This window comes from Streptomyces sp. SID12501 (genome assembly GCF_010550245.1).
Lineage (GTDB): Bacteria > Actinomycetota > Actinomycetes > Streptomycetales > Streptomycetaceae > Streptomyces.
In genome coordinates, this window is record NZ_JAAGLU010000011.1 from 78,605 (window position 1) to 96,149 (window position 17,545).

Below are 17,545 nucleotides of genomic sequence, written 5' to 3' on the forward strand. Positions count from 1 at the left end.
CACCATCCTAAGCGGACGCTCAGATTGCTCCCGGTGATCCTCCGCACATCCTCCCTGGCCCTTTTCCCGCAGGTCAGCGCGCCAGGTCGTAGGCGTACGACGCGGTGAACGTGCCGGGGGTGCCCTTGCAGCCGTCCGACTCCCCCGGCAGCTTGACCCACAGATAGGCGTCGATCCGCGCCTCGCCCGTGTTCGTGGTCGGCGCCCGGCCGAGTTTCCGGCCGTCCGGGTCGCACCACTCGCCGTCGGCCGGGGCGCCGTTGCCGTTGCGGCTGGTGTCGATCACGGCGCCGAGGCCTGCGGGGCCGCCGAGGGCGTCGAGTACCTGTCGGTCGTACCCGATCTCGTCGTCCGTGCGGTGGAAGTTGGAGACGTTGCTGAAGACACCGTCGGAGGAGGCGGCCGAGGCGGCGCCCGCCTGACGGAGGAGGGCCGCCTGTTTCGCGGGGGTGTTCCAGCCGGAGTGGCCCGCGTCGTAGTAGACGCGGGCGTTGGGGTCGGCGGCCTTGAGGGCGCGGCCCGCGCGGGCCAGCGAGGCGAAGCGGTCGGCGCGCTGCCCCGTGGAGAGACAGTCGGACTGGGCGATCGAGTCGGGCTCCAGGATCACGATGACCTCGTCGGAGCCCAGGCCCGCCGCGAACGCGTCGATCCAGCCGTCGTACGCGTCGAGGTCGGGCGCGCCGCCCTCGGAGGCCCCGCCGCAGTCGCGGTCCGGCACGGCGTAGGGCACGAGGACCGGGACCCGGCCGGCGCCCGCCGCGCCCGAGGTGACCGCGCGGACCCGGGAGGCGATCGTCGAGGGCGTGAAGTCGGCGAACCAGACCGCCGCCGGACGGTCGGCGATCTCCGCCTCGATGACGGGGCGGCGCGGATCGTCGCGGTGGGTGCCGACCCAGTCGAGGACCTGGGAATCCGGGTAGCGGTAGAGACGGGCGGACACCGCGGCGGGCGCCTGCTTCGCCTCCGGTCCGGGTTCCGTCGCGGCGGGCGAGGGGGTACGGCTCGGCTTCTTCGCCTTCGTCGTACGGGCGGACGGGGAGGGCGACTTCGAGACGCTCGGCGTGGACGAGGCCGACGTCACGGCCGGCAGCGGGGCGAGCAGGGGTGAGCTGGTCACCTCGGGCCTGGCCTCGTCGGCACCGCCACCGCGGCCGTCGTCGAGTGCGGAGAGCAGCCCGGTCGCCGTGCCCACGGCGACCACGACCGAGGCGGCGGCGACCATGACGGAACGCCGGGCGGCGCGCCTGCGTTCGACCCGGCGCGCGGCCAGGCGGTGGGCGCGCAAGCCTGACACGTACGACTCCTCTTCCTCTGCCTCGGCGGGCGCGTTCCCCCGTTCTGGGGAAGTGTCCGGCCCGGCGGCACGTGCGCCAGCCTAGGACTGGGACCCTGCCCTCATGGTGCAATTGGAACAGTTCACCACTTCTGTCGACCACGTCCTCTCCCGTATGCGCGCGCTGGAGGCACACCTGCCGCCGCGCGACGGGCTGGCGGTCTTCAACCGCGTCTACCTCGCCGTCACGGAGGCCTTCGACCGGCGTCTGGAGGCCGACGCCTTCCCCGACAGCGAGGCCGCGATCACCCTGGACGTACGGTTCGCCGAGCGGTATCTGCGGGTGGCCGAGGACGACCACGCGCCCGCCTGCTGGCGCCCGTTGCTCCAGTTCCGCCGCCACCCCGGCGTACGCCCGCTGCAGTTCGCGCTCGCGGGCATCAATGCGCACATCGGGCACGATCTGGCGCTCGCCGTCGTGGACGCCTGTCGTACGCTCGACTGCGAACCGGCCGATCTCGAGGATGAGTTCGAGCGCGTGGGTGATCTACTCGTTTCGCTGGAGGAGCGCGTCCGCGAAGAGCTGATGCCGGGTCCCGATCTGCTCCAGATCGCCGATCCGCTCACCCATCTGCTCGGCGCGTGGAGCATGGAGCGGGCCCGGGCCGCCACCTGGTCCGCGGCCCGCACCCTGTGGGCGCTGCGCCGGCTGCCCGATGTCGCCGATGAGTTCACCGACCGTCTCGACGCAGCGGTCGGCTTCGCGAGCCGCATGCTCCTCACGCCACTGCCGGACTGATCCGGCCACTCCTGCACAGGGCCTCCGCCATAGCTAGGTGAACGTTGTACGTTCGATGGCGAACGCATCTCTTGTGATCTCTAGCGATCTCTTGCGATCTCTTGCGAAGGAGCACGAGCATGGCCGTCCGCCTGGGTCTGGGTCTTCCGCAGTCACACCAGTACGAGATCGGACGGGACGTGCCGGACGTGGCACGCGCGGCCGAGCAGATGGGCTACGAGAGCCTGTGGGTGTTCGAACGCGCCCTGTACCCGGAACCCGCGACCCAGGGGCTGTACGGCATGGAGGGCGTCCCCTGGCCCGACGCGTACCGCGGTCTCGCCGAACCCCTGGTGACGCTGACGCTGGCCGCCGCGGCCACCGAGCGCGCCCGCCTCGGCACCAGTGTGCTGGTCGCCCCGCTGCACGGCCCGTTCCAACTGGCCCGCACACTCGGCACGTTGGACGCGGCGAGCGGCGGCCGGGTGGTGGCGGGCCTGGGCACCGGCTGGTCCCTCGACGAGTACGCCGCCGCCGGGGTTGCCCCGTTCGCCGAGCGCGGCAAGGTCCTGGACGAGATCCTCGACGTGTGCCGCGCGGTCTGGGGCCCGGACCCGGTCCAGTACGGGGGCAACCTGACGAACATCGCGTCGGCCGTCGTCGGCCCCAAGCCCGCCCGGCCGATCCCGATATTCCTGCCCGCCTTCAGCAAGAAGTCCCTGACCCGCCTCGTCGAACGCGGCGACGGCTGGAACCCGATCGCCATGGGCGCCGAGCAACTCGCCGCCCAGTGGCGGCAGGTGCAGGACTTCGCCGCCGAGAAGGGCCGCACGAGGCCGATCGAGACGGCGGTGCGGGTGAACCCCTCCTACACGGCGAAGGCATACGACGGCACCGACCGCCGGCCCTTCCAGGGCAACGTCGACCAGATCGTGACGGACCTCGCCGCCCACACCGAGATCGGCCTCGACGAGTTCTTCCTCGACTTCGGCGACACCCCGAGGGACGCCGGCGAACTCAAGGACCTTGCCGCCGAGTTGTACGAGGCGGCGCGAGCGGCCGGGATCTGACCGACCCCGGCAGCCCTGGTCCTGGACCTGGTACCTAGTCCTCGGGGAGTTCGACGGGCGCGATCTCGTCGTACACGTCACCGGGACCCGGGTTGGTCGGATCGGTGGTCCCGCCGAACTGGTGCATGACGCCCCAGACCGCGTTCAGCGCGGTCTGGACGGCACCCTCTGCCCAGCCCGCCGTCCAGGAGATGTCGTCGCCGGCGAGGAAGAGCCCCCGCTTGTCGGCGGGCAGCCGGTCCTGCATGAAGTGCGTGAACAGGCGCCGCTGGTAACGGTAGTGGCCGGGCAGGTTGGCCTTGAACGCGCCCATGAAGTAAGGCTCGTTCTCCCAGGACACGGTGACCGGGTTGCCGATGACGTGCTTCCGGATGTCGACCTTCGGATAGATCTCCCCGAGCGACTTCAGCATGACCTCCATCCGCTCGTTCGCGGACAGCGGCAGCCACTTGAGGCTGTCGTCGCACCAGGTGTACGAGAGGCAGATGACGGCGGGCTTGTCCGGGCCGTCGTCGAGGAGGTAAGTCCCGCGTGTCATACGGTCGGTGAGGGTCATCGACATCACGTCACGCCCGGTGTTCTCGTCCTTGTCGAGCCAGAACGGCCGGTCGACGGGCACGAAGAGCTTGCTGGACTCCATGTAGTGGGTCCGCTCGATGGCCGTCCAGTGGTCGATCGGGAAGAGCGAGTCGTCGCAGGCGATCTTCGACAGAAGCATCCAGGACTGGGCGGTGAAGACAGCCGCCGGGTACGTACGGATGTCGCCGCCCGCGTCGGTGACGGTGATCCGGTTGCCGGCCGTGCGGTGCAGGCGGGTCACGGCCGGGCGCGGTACGCCGTTCACGTGCAGGGACGCGAGGGAGGTCCCGTACGGCCAGTGGACGATCTTTCCCGGCTCACGTTCCCAGAGCCGCAGCGGCAGTTGCTGGCTGCCGCCCACGATGCCCCGGTGATGGTCGTCGGCCTCGGTGTAGACGACCCGCAGGATCTCCAGGATCGAGTTGGGGAAGTCGGTGTCCCAGCCGCCTGTCCCGAAGCCGACCTGGCCGAAGATCTCGCGGTGCCGGAACGACTTGAAGGCCTCGGAGTCACAGAGGAAGCCGTAGAAGGTCTGGTTGTCGAGCTTCTCGACGAGCCGTGCCCAGATCTCGCGGATGCGCGGGATGTCGCGCTCACGCAAGGCCCGGTTCATGTCGGAGAAGTCGGCGCCCTCTTCGAGGCACGTGTTCCAGGCCTCGGCGACATCACGGTAGACCTGCGGCAGGTCGCCGACCGTCTCGGCGTAGTGCGACTCGCCCTTGAGGTCGACGACCGTCGAAGGGGTGCACTGGGCAAGGGGGTTGGGGAACGGCCGGGTCTCCAGGTCGACCAGGTCGATGTAGTGCTGGAGGGCGGTGGAGGAGGGCGGGAAGCGCATCGCGCCCATCTCGGCGGTGAGCGAGGGGTCGCAGCCGTCGAACCCGACGGTCCGCAGCCGCCCGCCGATCCGATCGGCCTCGTACACCACGGGCTTGAGGCCCATCTTCATCAGCTCGTACGCGGCGACGATCCCCGACAGCCCGCCGCCGATGACGGCGACCTCGGTGCCGTGCTCGGTCGCGGGAACCTGCCCGAGGCCGGCCGGGTGGGCGAGGAAGTCGTCGTAGGCGTAGGGGAAGTCCGGCCCGAACATGGTGATCGGCGGCTGCTGCGCGTCGGCGTGCTGGACGGCGGTGGGCACCGTGGACGTCATGGGGTACGGACTCCTTGCGGGCGGAACAGGTGAGGGGGAGGAGAGGAGAAGGCTCAGACGAGGGAGCCGTACAGGCCGGGGCGCCGGTCCTTGAGATACGGGTTCGCCTCACGGGAGGCGGCGAGGAGAACGGGGTCGACGTCGGCGAGGAGGAGTTCCTCACCGCGGCCGGCCCGGGTGCGGGCGACTCCGTCGGGTCCGGCGAGCGTGGAGAGCCCGACGAAGTCGAACTCCCCTTCCTGGCCGACCCGGTTGACGTAGGCGACGTACATCTGGTTCTCGAAGGCCCGCACCGGTACGACGGACTCGGCGACGAACTGGAACGGGTGCATCTGCGCCGTCGGGACCAGGAGAAGGTCGGTGCCGGCGAGCGCGTGCGCGCGGACGTTCTCCGGGAACTCGACGTCGTAACAGATCATCAGACCGACCCGGAGCCCGTCCAGTTCGGCCTGTACGACGGGCTGCTCGCCCGGTGTGAAGTGGTCGCGTTCGAAGCGGCCGAAGAGGTGGGTCTTGCGGTAGTTGGCGAGTCGGTCGCCGTCGGCGGAGATCAGTTGCGCGGAGTTGAAGACCTGGTCGTCGGCCCGCTCGGGGTAGCCGTAGGCGACGGCGAGGCCGTGCCGGGTGGCGATGTCGGCGACCGCGTCGGCGGAGTCGCCGTCGGCGGGCTCGGCGAGGTGGCCGATGCCGTCGCCGATCGCGTACCCGGTGAGGAACATCTCCGGGGCGGCCAGCAGCGCGGCGCCCGCTGCGGCGGCCCGGCCCGCGGCCTCGTCGAGCACCTTGAGGTTCTCGACGAGGGAGCCGGGGCGGCCGGAGCTCTGGAGCAGGGCGGTGCGCATGCGCGGTCCTTGCAGGGGCTTAAGGGGTTGGGGATACAGGTAGACGGTACGGGGGGCGGGCTCGGCGGGACAAGGCGGAGCTGTTGCGCGCCGGTGAGCGATTCGTTGCGTGAGGCGAGGGCTGGGCGGCGATTCGTTGTTCTCGCCCCGCGAGGAATCCCTCTACCGGAACCCGAACGTCGTCAGTACCGCCGCGTGGTCCGAGGGCCAGACGTTGTCGGCCATCTCGGGCCACACCCGCACCACCCCGCTCACGACCACGCGCGAGTCCAGCACCCGCAGCCCTTTCCCCCTGTACAGCACGAAGTCGATCCGGTCCTGCGGCTCCGGCCGCCCACTCCCGTCCTCGTGCTCGACATGGATCGGGGACCAGGTGAGACCGGGGTCACGGACCGGGTCCGGGTGGGCCTCCCGGTACGAGTCTCGCAGCCCCGCCTCCTCCGCCGCCTTCGTCACCGGCCACTCCACCCCCGGCCAGTCCAGATGCGAGGGTGTGTTGAAGTCCCCGACGAGCACGACGGGCATGGAGCCGTGCTCGTCGGGGACGAAATCCGCGATCCGCAACAGGATCTCCCGCATCTGCTCCAGCCGCCCGCTCTCATGCGCGATCAGCTCAGCCGGCGGCAACCCGTCGAAGTGGGCCTCGTAGGGCCCGTACGGCGCGCAGTCGAGGTGGGCGCTCCAGACGTCCACCTCCTGCCCTCCGCCCAGCCGGATCCGTACCCCGGTCGCCCCGTAGAAGCCGACGTCCAGGCCGCCGAGCCGGGCGGTGATCGGGTAGCGGCTGATGACGCCGAGGTTCGGGCCCGCCTGATGGTGGTGCCAGCCGAGCGCTTCGGCAAGTTCCCGCGCCGAGTTCCCGTAAGTCTCCTGGAGGCCGACCACGTCGGCGCCCGTCTCGGTGATCACCTTGAGCTGCTTGTCCCGGTGGCCGTCGACCTTCGTACCGCCGAGCCAGAGGTTCCAGCTCATCACCCGTAGTTCGGGACGGAATTCACGGGTGACCAAGGCAGCGAGACTCGCCACCGTCACCCCCGCCAAGCTCGTCAGTACCGTCCGTCCTGGCGCCTCCTCGATCGGCGCCAGTGACGGCACCGCGAGCACCGTGCACCCCGCAGCCTCGGCGGACGCGACGCCCGTCTCGGTGTCCTCGACGGCCACACAGGCGGCCGGGGCGACGCCCAGGGCGTGGCAGGCGGCGAGGTACGGGTCGGGGGCGGGCTTGGTCCGCTCGGTGTCGTCGGCGGTGACGGAGACGGCGAATCGGTTCGTGCCGCCCAGGGTCACGAGGACCAGGTCGGCGACGGCTCGTGAGGACGCGGTCACCAGGGCCGTGGGGACACCCTCGCGGGCCAGGGCGTCGAGCAGGGCGAGCGCGCCGGGGCGGGGCACCGCGCCGGCGCGGACGCGATCCGCGAACTCCCGGTGGAGCGTGTCTGCGAGGTCCGCGGCGGAGGTTCCCGTGGCTGCGCCCAGCCACGCGGCGGTGTGCTCGACCGGCCGCCCGAGCACGTCGGGCCGGTCGGCGTCGGTCAGCGCGCGTTCCGCGACCTGCTCAACGGCCTCCCACCACAGCCGTTCGGTGTCGACGAGCGTGCCGTCCATATCGAACAGAACGGCCGCCAACGGAGTGTCAGGAATTCGACCCGCAAGGCTTTCCACGGAAACCTTCACTTTCTTTTCCACCAAGTCGGGAAATTATCGGCAAAGTCATCAAGAGATCGATTTCTATTCCTCACCGCCTGCTAGGTTGACGTGCGCCGACCACAACGAAACGGGGTTTCCATGTTTTCTCGCCTTTCCCGCTTTTCCCGCTCCCACCTCGCCGCACTCTCCGCAGCGCTGCTCTCGGTCACGGCGCTCGGCGTCCTGGAGGCCCCGGCAGCCGGCGCGACCACGGTGAACTGGACGTTCGAGGGCTGTACGTTCTCCGTCGGGGTACCGGTCCACCACTACTACGGCCGCGACGACCAGACCATCACCGTGAACGGCTCATGGAAATGCGAGTCCAGCCACACATTCCATATGACGTCGGAAATCAACTACGCACACCCCGCATTCGGCCGCGACTTGTACGAGAAGCGGGACTACGTCTTCCAGTCGAAGAAGTCGGCGAGTTGGAGCATCACCCACCAGTGCACATTCGACTACCCGAATTCAGGGGCGAGCCTGAAGACCTGGCAGACCGTCTGGCTCCGAGAAGCGGGCACGCACTGGGAGACGCCCAACGTCAATCTGTACTGCGGCATCTTCAAGTAGCCGTCCGCGGCCGCTCCACCACCAGCACCTCCTGGTCCGGGAGTCCGACGGCGACCGGCGTGCCGACGGGAAGCTCGGCGGTGCGCCGGGTGGGTACGTCGGCCTTGACCTCCACTCCGTTCGACAGCCGTACCGTGACGCGGGTGGTCGCGCCCAGGAAAGCGGTGGCGACCACCCGCGCCCCGGCGCCCGGATCGGGGGTGACGTCCACCCCTTCCGGGCGCAGCAGCACGTCGACGTCCGTGCCGGCGGCGATGCCCGCGCCGGTCGCGGGGACCCGGCGCCCCAGCACCTCGACGGTGTCCGGCGCGCTCATGACCCCGGGGATCCGGCTCGTCGTCCCGACGAACTCGGCGACGAAGGCGGTGGCCGGGCGGGCGTACAGCTCGGTGGGTGTAGAGCACTGCTCGACCCGGCCGGCCCGCAGCACGGCGACCCGGTCGGCCGTCGAGAGCGCCTCCTCCTGGTCGTGGGTGACGAACAAGGTGGTGATGCCGAGTTCCTGCTGGAGGCGGCGGATCTCCTCGCGCAGTGTGGTGCGCACCTTGGCGTCCAGCGCCGACAGCGGCTCGTCGAGCAGCAGGACCCGCGGTCGCAGGGCGAGCGCCCGGGCGAGCGCGACGCGCTGCTGCTGACCGCCGGAGAGCTGGTGCGGGAACCGCTCGCCCTTGTCGGCGAGCCCGACCAGCTCCAGCAGCTCCGCCGCCCGCGAGCGTCGTTCGGCCGTGGCCACCTTCCGCATGCGCAGTCCGAAGGCCACGTTGTCCAGTGCGTTCAGGTGCGGGAAGAGGCTGTACGACTGGAAGACCATCCCGGCGTCGCGCCGATGGGCCGGAACACCGGTGACGTCCTGTCCGTCGACCAGCACCGCGCCGGAGTCGGGCGCCTCGAACCCGGCGAGCATGCGCAGCGCGGTGGTCTTGCCGCAGCCGGACGGGCCGAGCAGGGCGATCAGTTCGCCGGGCCGGACGGTCAGGTCGTGGGCGTCGAGCGCGACCGTCGCCCCGAACCGGCGGGTCAGGCCGCGGAACTCGACGGTGGCGGCGCCGTCCTGGACGGTCCTGCCGTTCTCGGGAACCTCGTTCTCGGGGATTGTGATCGTCATGGCGTTGTCTTCCCTTGGGCGACGGTACGGGAGGAGGCGTGCCGTCCTCCGAGGGCGGCGAGGGCCAGCAGCAGCGCCCAGGTCACGAGCAGGCTGAGCACGGACACGGCGACGGACATCTGAGCCTGGGAGCCGGAGATGTCGACGATCCACACCGCGAAGGGTCGGAAGCCCAGGAGGTGGGCGACGGTGTACTCGCCGAGCACCAGGGCGAGGGTCAGGAAGGAGGCGTTGAGCAGCGCGCCGCGCAGGTTCGGCAGCACGGCCCGCAGCAGGGCCTGGGTCTGGTTCGCGCCGCAGCTGCGGGCGGCCTCGACGAGGGTGGGCACGTCGATCGCACGCAACCCGGCGTCCAGTGCCCGGTAGACGAACGGCAGCGCCATCACGACGTATGCCAGGACAAGAACGAAGGGGAAGTCCGGGTTCTGGACGGCCACGAACGTCTCGAAGAACGGCGTCCGCGAGAAATGGTCGGGGCCCCACTTCAGGACCGTGACGATCCCGGCGACGAACGCGATGGGCGGCACGACCAGCGGCAGCGAGCAGACCACCTCGACGACCGGCCGCAGCCGGGGCGCGCCGAGCCGCAGGGCGACCATCGCGGGCACCATGAGCAGCAGCACCAAGGCGATGGTGGCGGCGGCCAGTTCGAGGGCGAGCAGCAGACTGGAGACGAAGCCGTCGGTGCCGACGATCTGGCTGTAGGCGTCGAAGGTGACCTCGTCGTTGACGTCGACCGAGAAGATCACGGACGCGCCCAGCGGGACGAGGAAGTACAGCGCGGCAAGGCCGAACACGACCCACCGCCACGGGTTCAGGCGAGCCATCGCGCGCTCCGTCGTTGCAGGGGCAGGTAGAGGGCCATCACCAGGCCCGCGACCAGCACCATGTCGAGGCTGAGGGCGAGCGCCACGTTCTCCTGTCCGACCAGGACGTTGCCGGAGAGCGCGTCGGCAATCTGGAGGGTGACCAGCGGGACGGCGCTGCCCACCATGGCGGCGGCGGTCGCGTAGGCGGCGAACGCGCTGCCGAACAGCAGCACGAAGCCGCCGAGCAGGGACGGCGTGAGCACGGGCAGGGCCACGTGCCGCCAGTACTGGGCGTGGGTGGCGCCGCTGTTCTGGGCGGCCTCGCGCCACTGGACGCGCAGTCCCTCCAGGGCCGGGGTGATGGTGAGCACCATCAGCGGGATGAGGAAGTACAGATAGACCAGGGTCAGGCCCCAGAAGCTGTAGAGGTCCCAGCCCGCGTCCTTCAGATCGAGGTGCTGGGTAAGGACACCGGAGTTGCCGAGGGTGGCGACGAAGGCGAACGCGAGCGGTACTCCGCCGAAGTTGGCCAGTACCCCGGAGGCGGTCAGGATGGCCTCGCGCAGTGCCCGGAACCGCGAGGTCACCACAGCCTGCGCCAGGAACAGGCCGAGCACGGTCGCCAGGGCGGCGGAGAGGGCGGACAGCTTGACACTGCCGAGGAGGGCGGTCAGGTAGGCGCCCTGCAGGGAGTCGGTCAGGTTCGCCATGGTGTACGAAGTGGCGCCCGTCGCCTGGTCCTTGGCCGTGAACGCGCCGTTCAGCATGGCCAGCGCCGGGACGCCGAAGGCGATCGCGGTGACGGCGAGCAGCGGGACGACGGCGAGCCAGCCCGGCGCACGGCGCCGCCGCCGCGGTGCGGCGGCGGACACCGTGTCGACCCTCGGGAGGGCGGAGGTCATCCGGAGATCGCCTTCGCCCAGCCCTGGCCGAGGACCGTCTTGGCCTTGTCCTGCTGGGCCTCGGTCGGGAAGCTGGGCGTCCCGGAGACCTCGGGCAGCTTGGCCGCGGCCGTCTTGTCGAGGGTGCCGGCCTTCTCCATGGCGGTCATCAGAGCCGGGCGGGCGTACCCCTTGAGCCACAGGTTCTGGCCCTCGGCACTGTAGAGGTACTCCTGCCACAGGCGGGCGGCGGCGGGGTGCGGGGCGTCCTTGTTGACGGCCTGGGAGTAGTACTGCGAGAACTGGCCGTCGCTCGGCACCGACACCTTCCAGTCGAGGCCCTTGGACTTGAACTCGTCGGCGTACCCGGCGTTCAGGTAGTCCCAGTCGATGCTGATCGGCGTCTCGCCCTTCTCGACGGTCGCCGGGGTGGACTCGACGGGCGTGTAGTTGCCGTTCTTCTTGAGCTTGGCGAAGAAGTCGAGGCCGGGCTGGATGTCGTCGAAGGAGCCGCCACTGGCAAGGGAGGCCGCGTACACACCGCCGAAGGCCGAACCGGACTTGGTGGGGTTGCCGTTGAGGGCGACCTGGCCCTTGTACTGCGGCTTGAGCAGGTCGGCGAAGGTGGTCGGACAGGACTTGACCCGCTTCGCGTCGCAGCCGATGGAGATGTAGCCGCCGTAGTCGTTGTACCAGCGGGCCTGCACGTCCTTCTGCCCGGTGGCGAGGTCGTCGAACGACACGACCTTGTACGGCGCGAGCAGCCCCTGCTGGGCGGCGCTGATGGCGAAGGAACTGCCGAGGTCGAGCACGTCCGGCGCGCGGTCCTGTCCCTTGCGGGAGGTGACGGCGTTGATCTCGTCCTGGCTGGTCCCGTCGGGACTCTCCACGGAGATCTTGATGCCGTACTTCTTCTGGAAACCGTCGATCAGGGCTCCGTAGTTGGCCCAGTCGCGGGGCAGCGCGATGGCGTTGAGTTTGCCCTCCTTCCTGGCCGCCTTCACCAGGGCGTCCAGGCCGCCGAAGTCGGCGGCGGAGGTCGCGGTGGCCGCGCTCCTGCCGTTCGCGGTGGTCGACGTGTCGTCGGGGGCCGCGCCGCAGGCGCTCAGGGCGAGCGCGGCGACGACGGCGAGGGCGCCGCCGCGGACGGCTGTTCTCGGCAGGGTCACGATCACGGTCTCTCCAGGGGTGCGCACGAGGGTGGAGGTAGTGCGGAGAACTTGTCTGAACAAGTTGGCTTCAGTAGGACTTCCGCCGGTATCACGCCCGTAAACACTGGCGAAACACTGACCACTGATTCCCTGCACATTTCCGGCGCGCCCTGACCGCTCCCAGATGTCGATTAGGCTGCTCACGCTGTGCACAGCGACAAATCCGGAGGGGAAGCATGACGGCGCGACACGAGGAGATCGCCGACGAGCTGCGCCGCGCGATCGACCACGAGCAGTACACGGTCGGCAGCCGTCTGCCTCCGGAAACGGAACTCGCCGCCCACTACGGCGTGGCCCGCGGCACGATCCGCCAGGCCGTGGCCGCCCTGACGTCCGAGGGTCTGATCGGCTCCCGCCAGGGCGCCCGCCGGGTGGTCCTGGCCAGCCGCCGCAGCCAGACCTTCGAGGAACTGCGCAGCTTCGCCCAGTGGGCCCGCGCGATGGGCCGCGAGGCAACGGGCCGAGTGGTCCACCAGGAGTACCGTCCGGCGACGGCGGAGGACGCGATCCGTCTCCAACTCCCTGAGAAGGAAAGGGTGTTGTACGTCCTGCGCGTACGCGGCCTGGACGGCGAACCGGTCCTCCTGGAACGCACGGTCTACGCCGACTGGATCGCCCCGTCCGTGGAACCCATCGAACCGGACTGCCCCTCGGTCACCCAACGCCTCTTCGAGGACACGGGTCTGGTCTTCGCATACGGCGAACACGTCATCGACGCGGTGGCGGCCGGCGCCCAGGACGCCGAACTCCTCGACATCCGCCGCACCAGCCCTCTCCTACGCGTCCGCCGCGTGACAACAACCAGGGAGGGCCGCCCGGTCGAATGGTCCGACGACCGCTACCGAGGCGACGCGGTGAGCTTCAGCGTCCACAACTCGATCGGAAACAACGCCCTGGCGAGAAAACCGGCGGAATAAGGCCGGCTTGCAAACGGGGCTGGGGGCAGTGCCGGGAAGGGGCGCGGGGAACTGCGCGACAAGCCACAGCGAACCCGCACCCGCGAACTCACCCCCAGAGGCACCTACGTGGGCGACCCCGCAGAAAACCTCCGCAACAAGGGCGACAGCACCAGCACGGACTTCGTCCGCTCCACGAACGGCTCCCCCGCGATCCGCTCAAGCACCCGCTCGAAGTGCCGCATGTCAGAGGCGAAAACCTGCACCACCGCATCCGCCTCCCCCGTCACGGTGGACGCGGCCACCACCTCCTGATACCGCTCCAGCCCCCGCTGAATCGTCTCCGGCGAGGTGTTCCGCCGGCAGTAGATCTCGACGAACCCCTCCGTCTCCCACCCCAGCGCCGCCGGATCCACCCGCACGGTGAACCCGGTGATCGCCCCGCTCGCCCGCAACCGGTCCACCCGCCGCTTCACCGCCGGCGCGGACAGCCCGACCAGCTGCCCGATGTCCGCGTAGGAGCGACGCGCGTCCTCGGCGAGGGCGTGCACGATACGTTCGTCGAGATCGTTCAGCACGGTCGGGTCAGCTCCAGCTGGCGTGGAGCGGCTTGCCCTCCGCGTACCCGGCGGCGCTCTGGATGCCGACGATGGCCTTCTGGGCGAACTCCTCGAGGGAGTTGGCACCGGCGTAGGTGCAGGAGGAGCGGACGCCCGCGATGATCGAGTCGATCAGGTCCTCGACGCCCGGACGGGCCGGGTCGAGGAACATCCGGGACGTGGAGATGCCCTCCTCGAACAGCGCCTTGCGGGCCCGGTCGTACGACGACTCCTCCGACGTACGGTTGCGCACCGCACGCGCCGACGCCATGCCGAACGACTCCTTGTAGAGGTGCCCGGCGGCATCCTGCTGGAGGTCGCCCGGGGACTCGTACGTCCCCGCGAACCAGGAGCCGACCATCACGTTCGACGCACCGGCGGCCAGCGCCATCGCGACGTCACGAGGGTGGCGTACCCCGCCGTCCGCCCACACGTGCTTGCCGTACTTCTTCGCCTCGGCCGCGCACTCCAGGACCGCCGAGAACTGCGGCCGGCCCACGCCCGTCATCATGCGGGTGGTGCACATGGCGCCCGGTCCGACGCCGACCTTGATGATGTCGGCGCCCGCCTCGATGAGGTCCCTGACACCCTCGGCAGCGACGATGTTGCCCGCGGCGATCGGGACGTGCGGGTCGAGGTCACGGACCAGCTTGATGGCGCTGAGCATCGACTCCTGATGACCGTGCGCGGTGTCGATGACGAGCGTGTCGACGCCCGCGTCGAGCAGTTGCTGCGCCTTTCCGGCCACATCGCCGTTGATCCCGACGGCGGCGGCGATCCGCAGACGGCCGTTCACATCCGTGGCCGGCGTGTAGAGGGTGGCACGCAGAGCGCCCTTGCGGGTGAGGATGCCGGCGAGCCTGCCCTCGGCGTCGACAGCGGGCGCGTACCGGCGGTTGGCGCCGTCGAGACGGTTGAAGGCCTCGCGCGGGTCGATGTCTGCGTCGAGGAGGAGCAGGTCCTTCGACATGACCTCGGAGAGCTGGGTGAAGCGGTCCACACCGGTCAGGTCGGCGTCGGTGACCACACCGACCGGCCGCTGCTCGGCGTCGACGACCACACCCGCGTTGTGCGCCCGCTTGGGCAGCAGGGCGAGGGCGTCGGCGACGGTCTGGTGCGGGGCGAGCATGATCGGCGTGTCGAGTACGAGGTGCCGGCTCTTCACCCAGGAGACGACGTCGGTGACGACCTCGATCGGGATGTCCTGCGGGATGACGACGATCCCGCCGCGCCGGGCGACCGTCTCGGCCATCCGGCGGCCGGCGATGGCGGTCATGTTGGCGACGACCAGCGGGATCGTCGTACCCGAACCGTCGGGGGAGCTGAGGTCCACGGCCTGCCGGGAACCCACGGCGGAACGGCTCGGGACCATGAAGACGTCGTCGTACGTCAGGTCGTACGGGGGCTGGATGTCGTTGAGGAAACGCACGTGCTGCACATCCCGGTCGATCAGAGGTGGCCCCCGGACAGGACAGCCAAGGGGAAGAGCACGTACCTCATTGTCCCATGCCGGTGACCTGAAACCGCCTGGTCGGATCGTCCAGACGAATCGTGGGACGGCTGGTGCCATCCTCCGACGGACCACCGCGGGAGAGGTCAGGCGAGCACCATCACCACCGCCAGCCCCGTCTCCGTCTCCCGCCAGCTCGCGGCGGCGTCGGCGAAGAGCTCCTGGAGCGTGTTCCACTCCTCGGGCCGGGCCGTCGCGTACGCCTGCCAGTTGCGGACCAGGAGGAGCCGGCCTCGGCTCGCGGGCCACCACTGCAGGTCGCCGAGACAGTCCGCCAGGGCGTCCCAGTTCGAGCCGAAGTGGTCCGGGAAGCGCATCGCGGTGGCGCAGGCCGTCATCAGCCCGGCCTTGTCGGACACATCGGCGAGGTCGAGGTCGACGGCCTCCCAGCCGGCTTCGCGGGCGGCTTCGAGCGCGCGGTCCGCCGGCAGTGCGGCGGGCCAGGACAGGACACCGGCGGGCACGCTGCCGGCGAACACCGGGACGAGGGGGTGGTCGGTCATCTCAGCACCGCCGTGTGGAGTCGCGGAAGGTCGAAGTGATCATCGCTGTAGTAGATCCCACCACCCGCCCCGTGACAACGAGGACCCGGGCGGGAAACCGGGCGAGAATCTGGGAGAGTTCCCGGGCGACAGCCTCCCGACAGGACACGTCGATCGGCGAGTCGTTCAATGAAAGGGCCGTTGAACAGAGCGGTGCCCGGGCTCCGAAGGGAACCCGGGCACCGTACGCACCTTCGCAACCCGTCAGATCCCGTCCGGGTCCGCCCTGTTGAGCGCCGGCTTCGGCGTCGGGCCCGCCGTCATCAGATAGTCCGCGGCCGAGGTGTCCGTGACCAGGCTGGTGACCAGCCCGGACCGCAGCACCGCGTCGATGGCCGCGGCCTTGCGCTGCCCGCCCGCGATCGCGACGACCTCGGGGACCCGGCGGAGCTGGTCCGTCTTGACGGTGATGCACCGCTCGCCGAGGTCACGGCCGACCCGGCGCCCGTCACTGTCGAAGAGGTGCGCGGACATCTCGGCGGCGACACCCAGGGACGCGTAGTGGCTGCGCTCCTCGTCGCTGAGCATGTCGTGCACCGTCGAGATACCGGCTTCCCAGGAGCCGATGGAGACGCAGGCGACGGTGACCTTGTCGAAGTACTCGAAGGCCCGCGCGATCCCGGTCTGGTTGCGCAGCGCGGCGGCGGTGGCCGCGTCGGGCAGCAGCATCGGGGCGTAGATGGGGTGGGCGTCGCCACCGGACACCTGGGCGGCACGACGGACCGCCTCGACGGAGCCGCGCTCGGCGGTTCCGGCGTCGTACACACCCGTCAGCTGGACCACCGTGCAGGGCGGCAGCCGGTCGAGGGCCGCGGCCATGTGGATGGTGGACCGGCCCCAGGCGAGACCCAGCACATCGCCTTCGTTCACCAGTTCGCCGAGCAGGTCGGCGGCCACTTCACCGAGGTTCTCAGGATCGGGTGACTCCTCGGAGGCCTCGGCCGGGGACTCGACCACGACCGCGTGCCTGAGGCCGTACCGGGCGCGCAGCGCGTCAGAGCGCTCGGCATCCAGTTCGGCCGGGACACGGATCTCGATCCGCACCAGATCCCGTTCGAGAGCGGTCTCCAGGACCCGGGCCACCTTGAAGCGGCTGACGCCGAACTCCTCGGCGATCTGGATCTTGGACTTGCCCTCCAGGTAGAAGCGGCGGGCCATGGCCGCCGCCTGCACCAGCTCAGCGGGTCCCATCCGCATGGCTGACCGGCCAGCCGACATACCCGACACGGCGATCTCCTCACTGCTCTTACATCGCTGCTGTTCACATTCTGGATTCGCCGTTCATCCTGTCAGATCCCGAGTACTTGATCTGCCCAGAAGTACGTCGTTCACGTTCCCTTGGCTCAGTGGCCGCACGCCCAGGACGCACCGGCGGTCGCCGTCTGAGCCTGGGTGCGCAGCGCACGTACCGCCTCCGCCGGGTCCGCGGCGCCGTAGACAGCCGATCCGGCGACGAAGACATCGGCGCCGGCCTCGGCGCAGCGCTCGATGGTGGAGGCGGCGACGCCTCCGTCGACCTGGAGCCACAGCTCAAGGCCGTGCTTGCTGATCAACTCGCGGGTGCGGCGAATCTTGGGGAGCATGATGTCGAGAAACGCCTGGCCGCCGAAACCCGGCTCGACCGTCATGATCAGCAACATGTCGAGTTCGGGCAGCAGATCCTCGTACGGCTCGATCGGGGTCGCGGGCTTGAGGGCCATGGAGGCCCGGGCGCCCTTCGCCCGGATCTCGCGGGCGAGCCGTACCGGAGCGGCGGCGGCCTCCACATGGAAGGTCACGGAACCGGCACCCGCTTCGACGTACTGCGGAGCCCATCGATCGGGGTCCTCGATCATCAGGTGGCAGTCCAGCGGGATGTCCGTCGCCCGGGCCAGGGACTCTACGACCGGCACACCCAGCGTGAGGTTCGGTACGAAATGGTTGTCCATCACATCGACGTGAAGCCAGTCGGCCCCGTCGACCGCCTTCGCCTCCTCGGCGAGTCGGGCGAAGTCTGCGGACAGGATGCTGGGGTTGATCTGCGCGGCCATGCCCCAAG

The 17,545-nt window shown here is 69.9% G+C and carries 17 protein-coding genes; 4 read left to right on the forward strand and 13 right to left on the reverse strand.

Annotation, left to right across the window (positions count from 1 at the left end; translation table 11 throughout):
* Positions 1–73: 73 nt before the first annotated feature.
* The gene (locus G3I71_RS15120) at positions 74–1,222 is read right to left on the reverse strand and encodes a glycoside hydrolase family 6 protein (RefSeq protein WP_164315247.1); all 1,149 of its coding nucleotides are present in this window, start codon (positions 1,220–1,222) and stop codon (positions 74–76) included.
* A 175-nt stretch (positions 1,223–1,397) separates the two neighbouring features.
* Here G3I71_RS15120 and G3I71_RS15125 point away from each other — a divergent pair, with 175 nt between their 5' ends.
* Together G3I71_RS15125 and G3I71_RS15130 are read left to right on the forward strand one after the other, a co-directional pair.
* Positions 1,398–2,072 carry a DUF5995 family protein gene (locus tag G3I71_RS15125; protein ID WP_164314958.1) on the forward strand — a complete coding sequence of 225 codons (675 nt, stop codon included), beginning with the start codon at positions 1,398–1,400 and terminating at the stop codon, positions 2,070–2,072.
* Between the two features lie 119 nt (positions 2,073–2,191).
* On the forward strand, positions 2,192–3,121 hold the full coding sequence (locus G3I71_RS15130) for an LLM class F420-dependent oxidoreductase (RefSeq protein ID WP_164314960.1): 930 nt from the start codon (positions 2,192–2,194) through the stop codon (positions 3,119–3,121).
* 34 nt (positions 3,122–3,155) lie between these two features.
* Here the strand turns inward: G3I71_RS15130 and G3I71_RS15135 are convergent, their stop codons facing one another.
* The 3 genes from G3I71_RS15135 to G3I71_RS15145 all read right to left on the reverse strand — a co-directional run bounded on the left by G3I71_RS15135 (position 3,156) and on the right by G3I71_RS15145 (position 7,336).
* The gene (locus G3I71_RS15135) at positions 3,156–4,853 is read right to left on the reverse strand and encodes an NAD(P)/FAD-dependent oxidoreductase (RefSeq protein ID WP_164314961.1); all 1,698 of its coding nucleotides are present in this window, start codon (positions 4,851–4,853) and stop codon (positions 3,156–3,158) included.
* A gap of 53 nt (positions 4,854–4,906) precedes the next feature.
* Entirely contained in the window at positions 4,907–5,695 is a 789-nt protein-coding gene (locus tag G3I71_RS15140) for a carbon-nitrogen hydrolase family protein (protein ID WP_164314963.1), read from the reverse strand.
* Positions 5,696–5,857: 162 nt separating this feature from the next.
* A complete protein-coding gene (locus G3I71_RS15145; RefSeq protein ID WP_343242967.1) occupies positions 5,858–7,336 on the reverse strand; it encodes an HAD-IA family hydrolase in 1,479 nt (492 codons plus the stop codon).
* Between the two features lie 144 nt (positions 7,337–7,480).
* Between G3I71_RS15145 and G3I71_RS15150 the strand changes: the two genes are divergently transcribed.
* On the forward strand, positions 7,481–7,954 hold the full coding sequence (locus tag G3I71_RS15150) for a hypothetical protein (RefSeq protein ID WP_164314967.1): 474 nt from the start codon (positions 7,481–7,483) through the stop codon (positions 7,952–7,954).
* Here G3I71_RS15150 and G3I71_RS15155 read toward each other — a convergent pair.
* Genes G3I71_RS15155 through G3I71_RS15170 form a run of 4 tightly spaced genes read right to left on the reverse strand, consistent with a single transcriptional unit; the run spans position 7,947 to position 11,924 of the window.
* Positions 7,947–9,059 (reverse strand): ABC transporter ATP-binding protein, encoded by a 1,113-nt coding sequence (locus G3I71_RS15155; RefSeq protein ID WP_164314969.1) that lies wholly within the window; start codon positions 9,057–9,059, stop codon positions 7,947–7,949. The genes G3I71_RS15150 and G3I71_RS15155 overlap by 8 nt on opposite strands.
* A complete protein-coding gene (locus tag G3I71_RS15160; RefSeq protein WP_164314971.1) occupies positions 9,056–9,886 on the reverse strand; it encodes an ABC transporter permease in 831 nt (276 codons plus the stop codon). Before G3I71_RS15160 ends, G3I71_RS15155 begins: the two co-directional genes overlap by 4 nt.
* On the reverse strand, positions 9,874–10,770 hold the full coding sequence (locus tag G3I71_RS15165; RefSeq protein WP_164314973.1) for an ABC transporter permease subunit: 897 nt from the start codon (positions 10,768–10,770) through the stop codon (positions 9,874–9,876). Before G3I71_RS15165 ends, G3I71_RS15160 begins: the two co-directional genes overlap by 13 nt.
* The gene (locus G3I71_RS15170; protein WP_164315249.1) at positions 10,767–11,924 is read right to left on the reverse strand and encodes an extracellular solute-binding protein; all 1,158 of its coding nucleotides are present in this window, start codon (positions 11,922–11,924) and stop codon (positions 10,767–10,769) included. Before G3I71_RS15170 ends, G3I71_RS15165 begins: the two co-directional genes overlap by 4 nt.
* Before the next feature lie 212 nt (positions 11,925–12,136).
* Between G3I71_RS15170 and G3I71_RS15175 the strand changes: the two genes are divergently transcribed.
* Entirely contained in the window at positions 12,137–12,877 is a 741-nt protein-coding gene (locus G3I71_RS15175; RefSeq protein WP_164314975.1) for a GntR family transcriptional regulator, read from the forward strand.
* A 104-nt stretch (positions 12,878–12,981) separates the two neighbouring features.
* On the opposite strand, the gene G3I71_RS15180 is transcribed toward G3I71_RS15175, so the two are convergent.
* The 5 genes from G3I71_RS15180 to rpe form a co-directional block, all read right to left on the reverse strand.
* Positions 12,982–13,434, reverse strand: a complete 453-nt coding sequence (locus tag G3I71_RS15180; protein WP_164314977.1) for an Lrp/AsnC family transcriptional regulator — start codon at positions 13,432–13,434, stop codon at positions 12,982–12,984.
* A gap of 7 nt (positions 13,435–13,441) precedes the next feature.
* Complete coding sequence (locus G3I71_RS15185; RefSeq protein WP_164315251.1) at positions 13,442–14,884, reverse strand: GuaB1 family IMP dehydrogenase-related protein; 1,443 nt, start codon at positions 14,882–14,884, stop codon at positions 13,442–13,444.
* Positions 14,885–15,051: 167 nt separating this feature from the next.
* Positions 15,052–15,468 carry a barstar family protein gene (locus G3I71_RS15190; RefSeq protein ID WP_164314979.1) on the reverse strand — a complete coding sequence of 139 codons (417 nt, stop codon included), beginning with the start codon at positions 15,466–15,468 and terminating at the stop codon, positions 15,052–15,054.
* A 243-nt stretch (positions 15,469–15,711) separates the two neighbouring features.
* Positions 15,712–16,704: a sugar-binding transcriptional regulator gene (locus G3I71_RS15195; RefSeq protein ID WP_239149164.1), complete on the reverse strand. Its 993-nt coding sequence runs from the start codon at positions 16,702–16,704 to the stop codon at positions 15,712–15,714.
* 146 nt (positions 16,705–16,850) lie between these two features.
* Positions 16,851–17,537 carry a ribulose-phosphate 3-epimerase gene (gene rpe, locus G3I71_RS15200; RefSeq protein WP_164314981.1) on the reverse strand — a complete coding sequence of 229 codons (687 nt, stop codon included), beginning with the start codon at positions 17,535–17,537 and terminating at the stop codon, positions 16,851–16,853.
* Between the last annotated feature and the right edge of the window lie 8 nt (positions 17,538–17,545).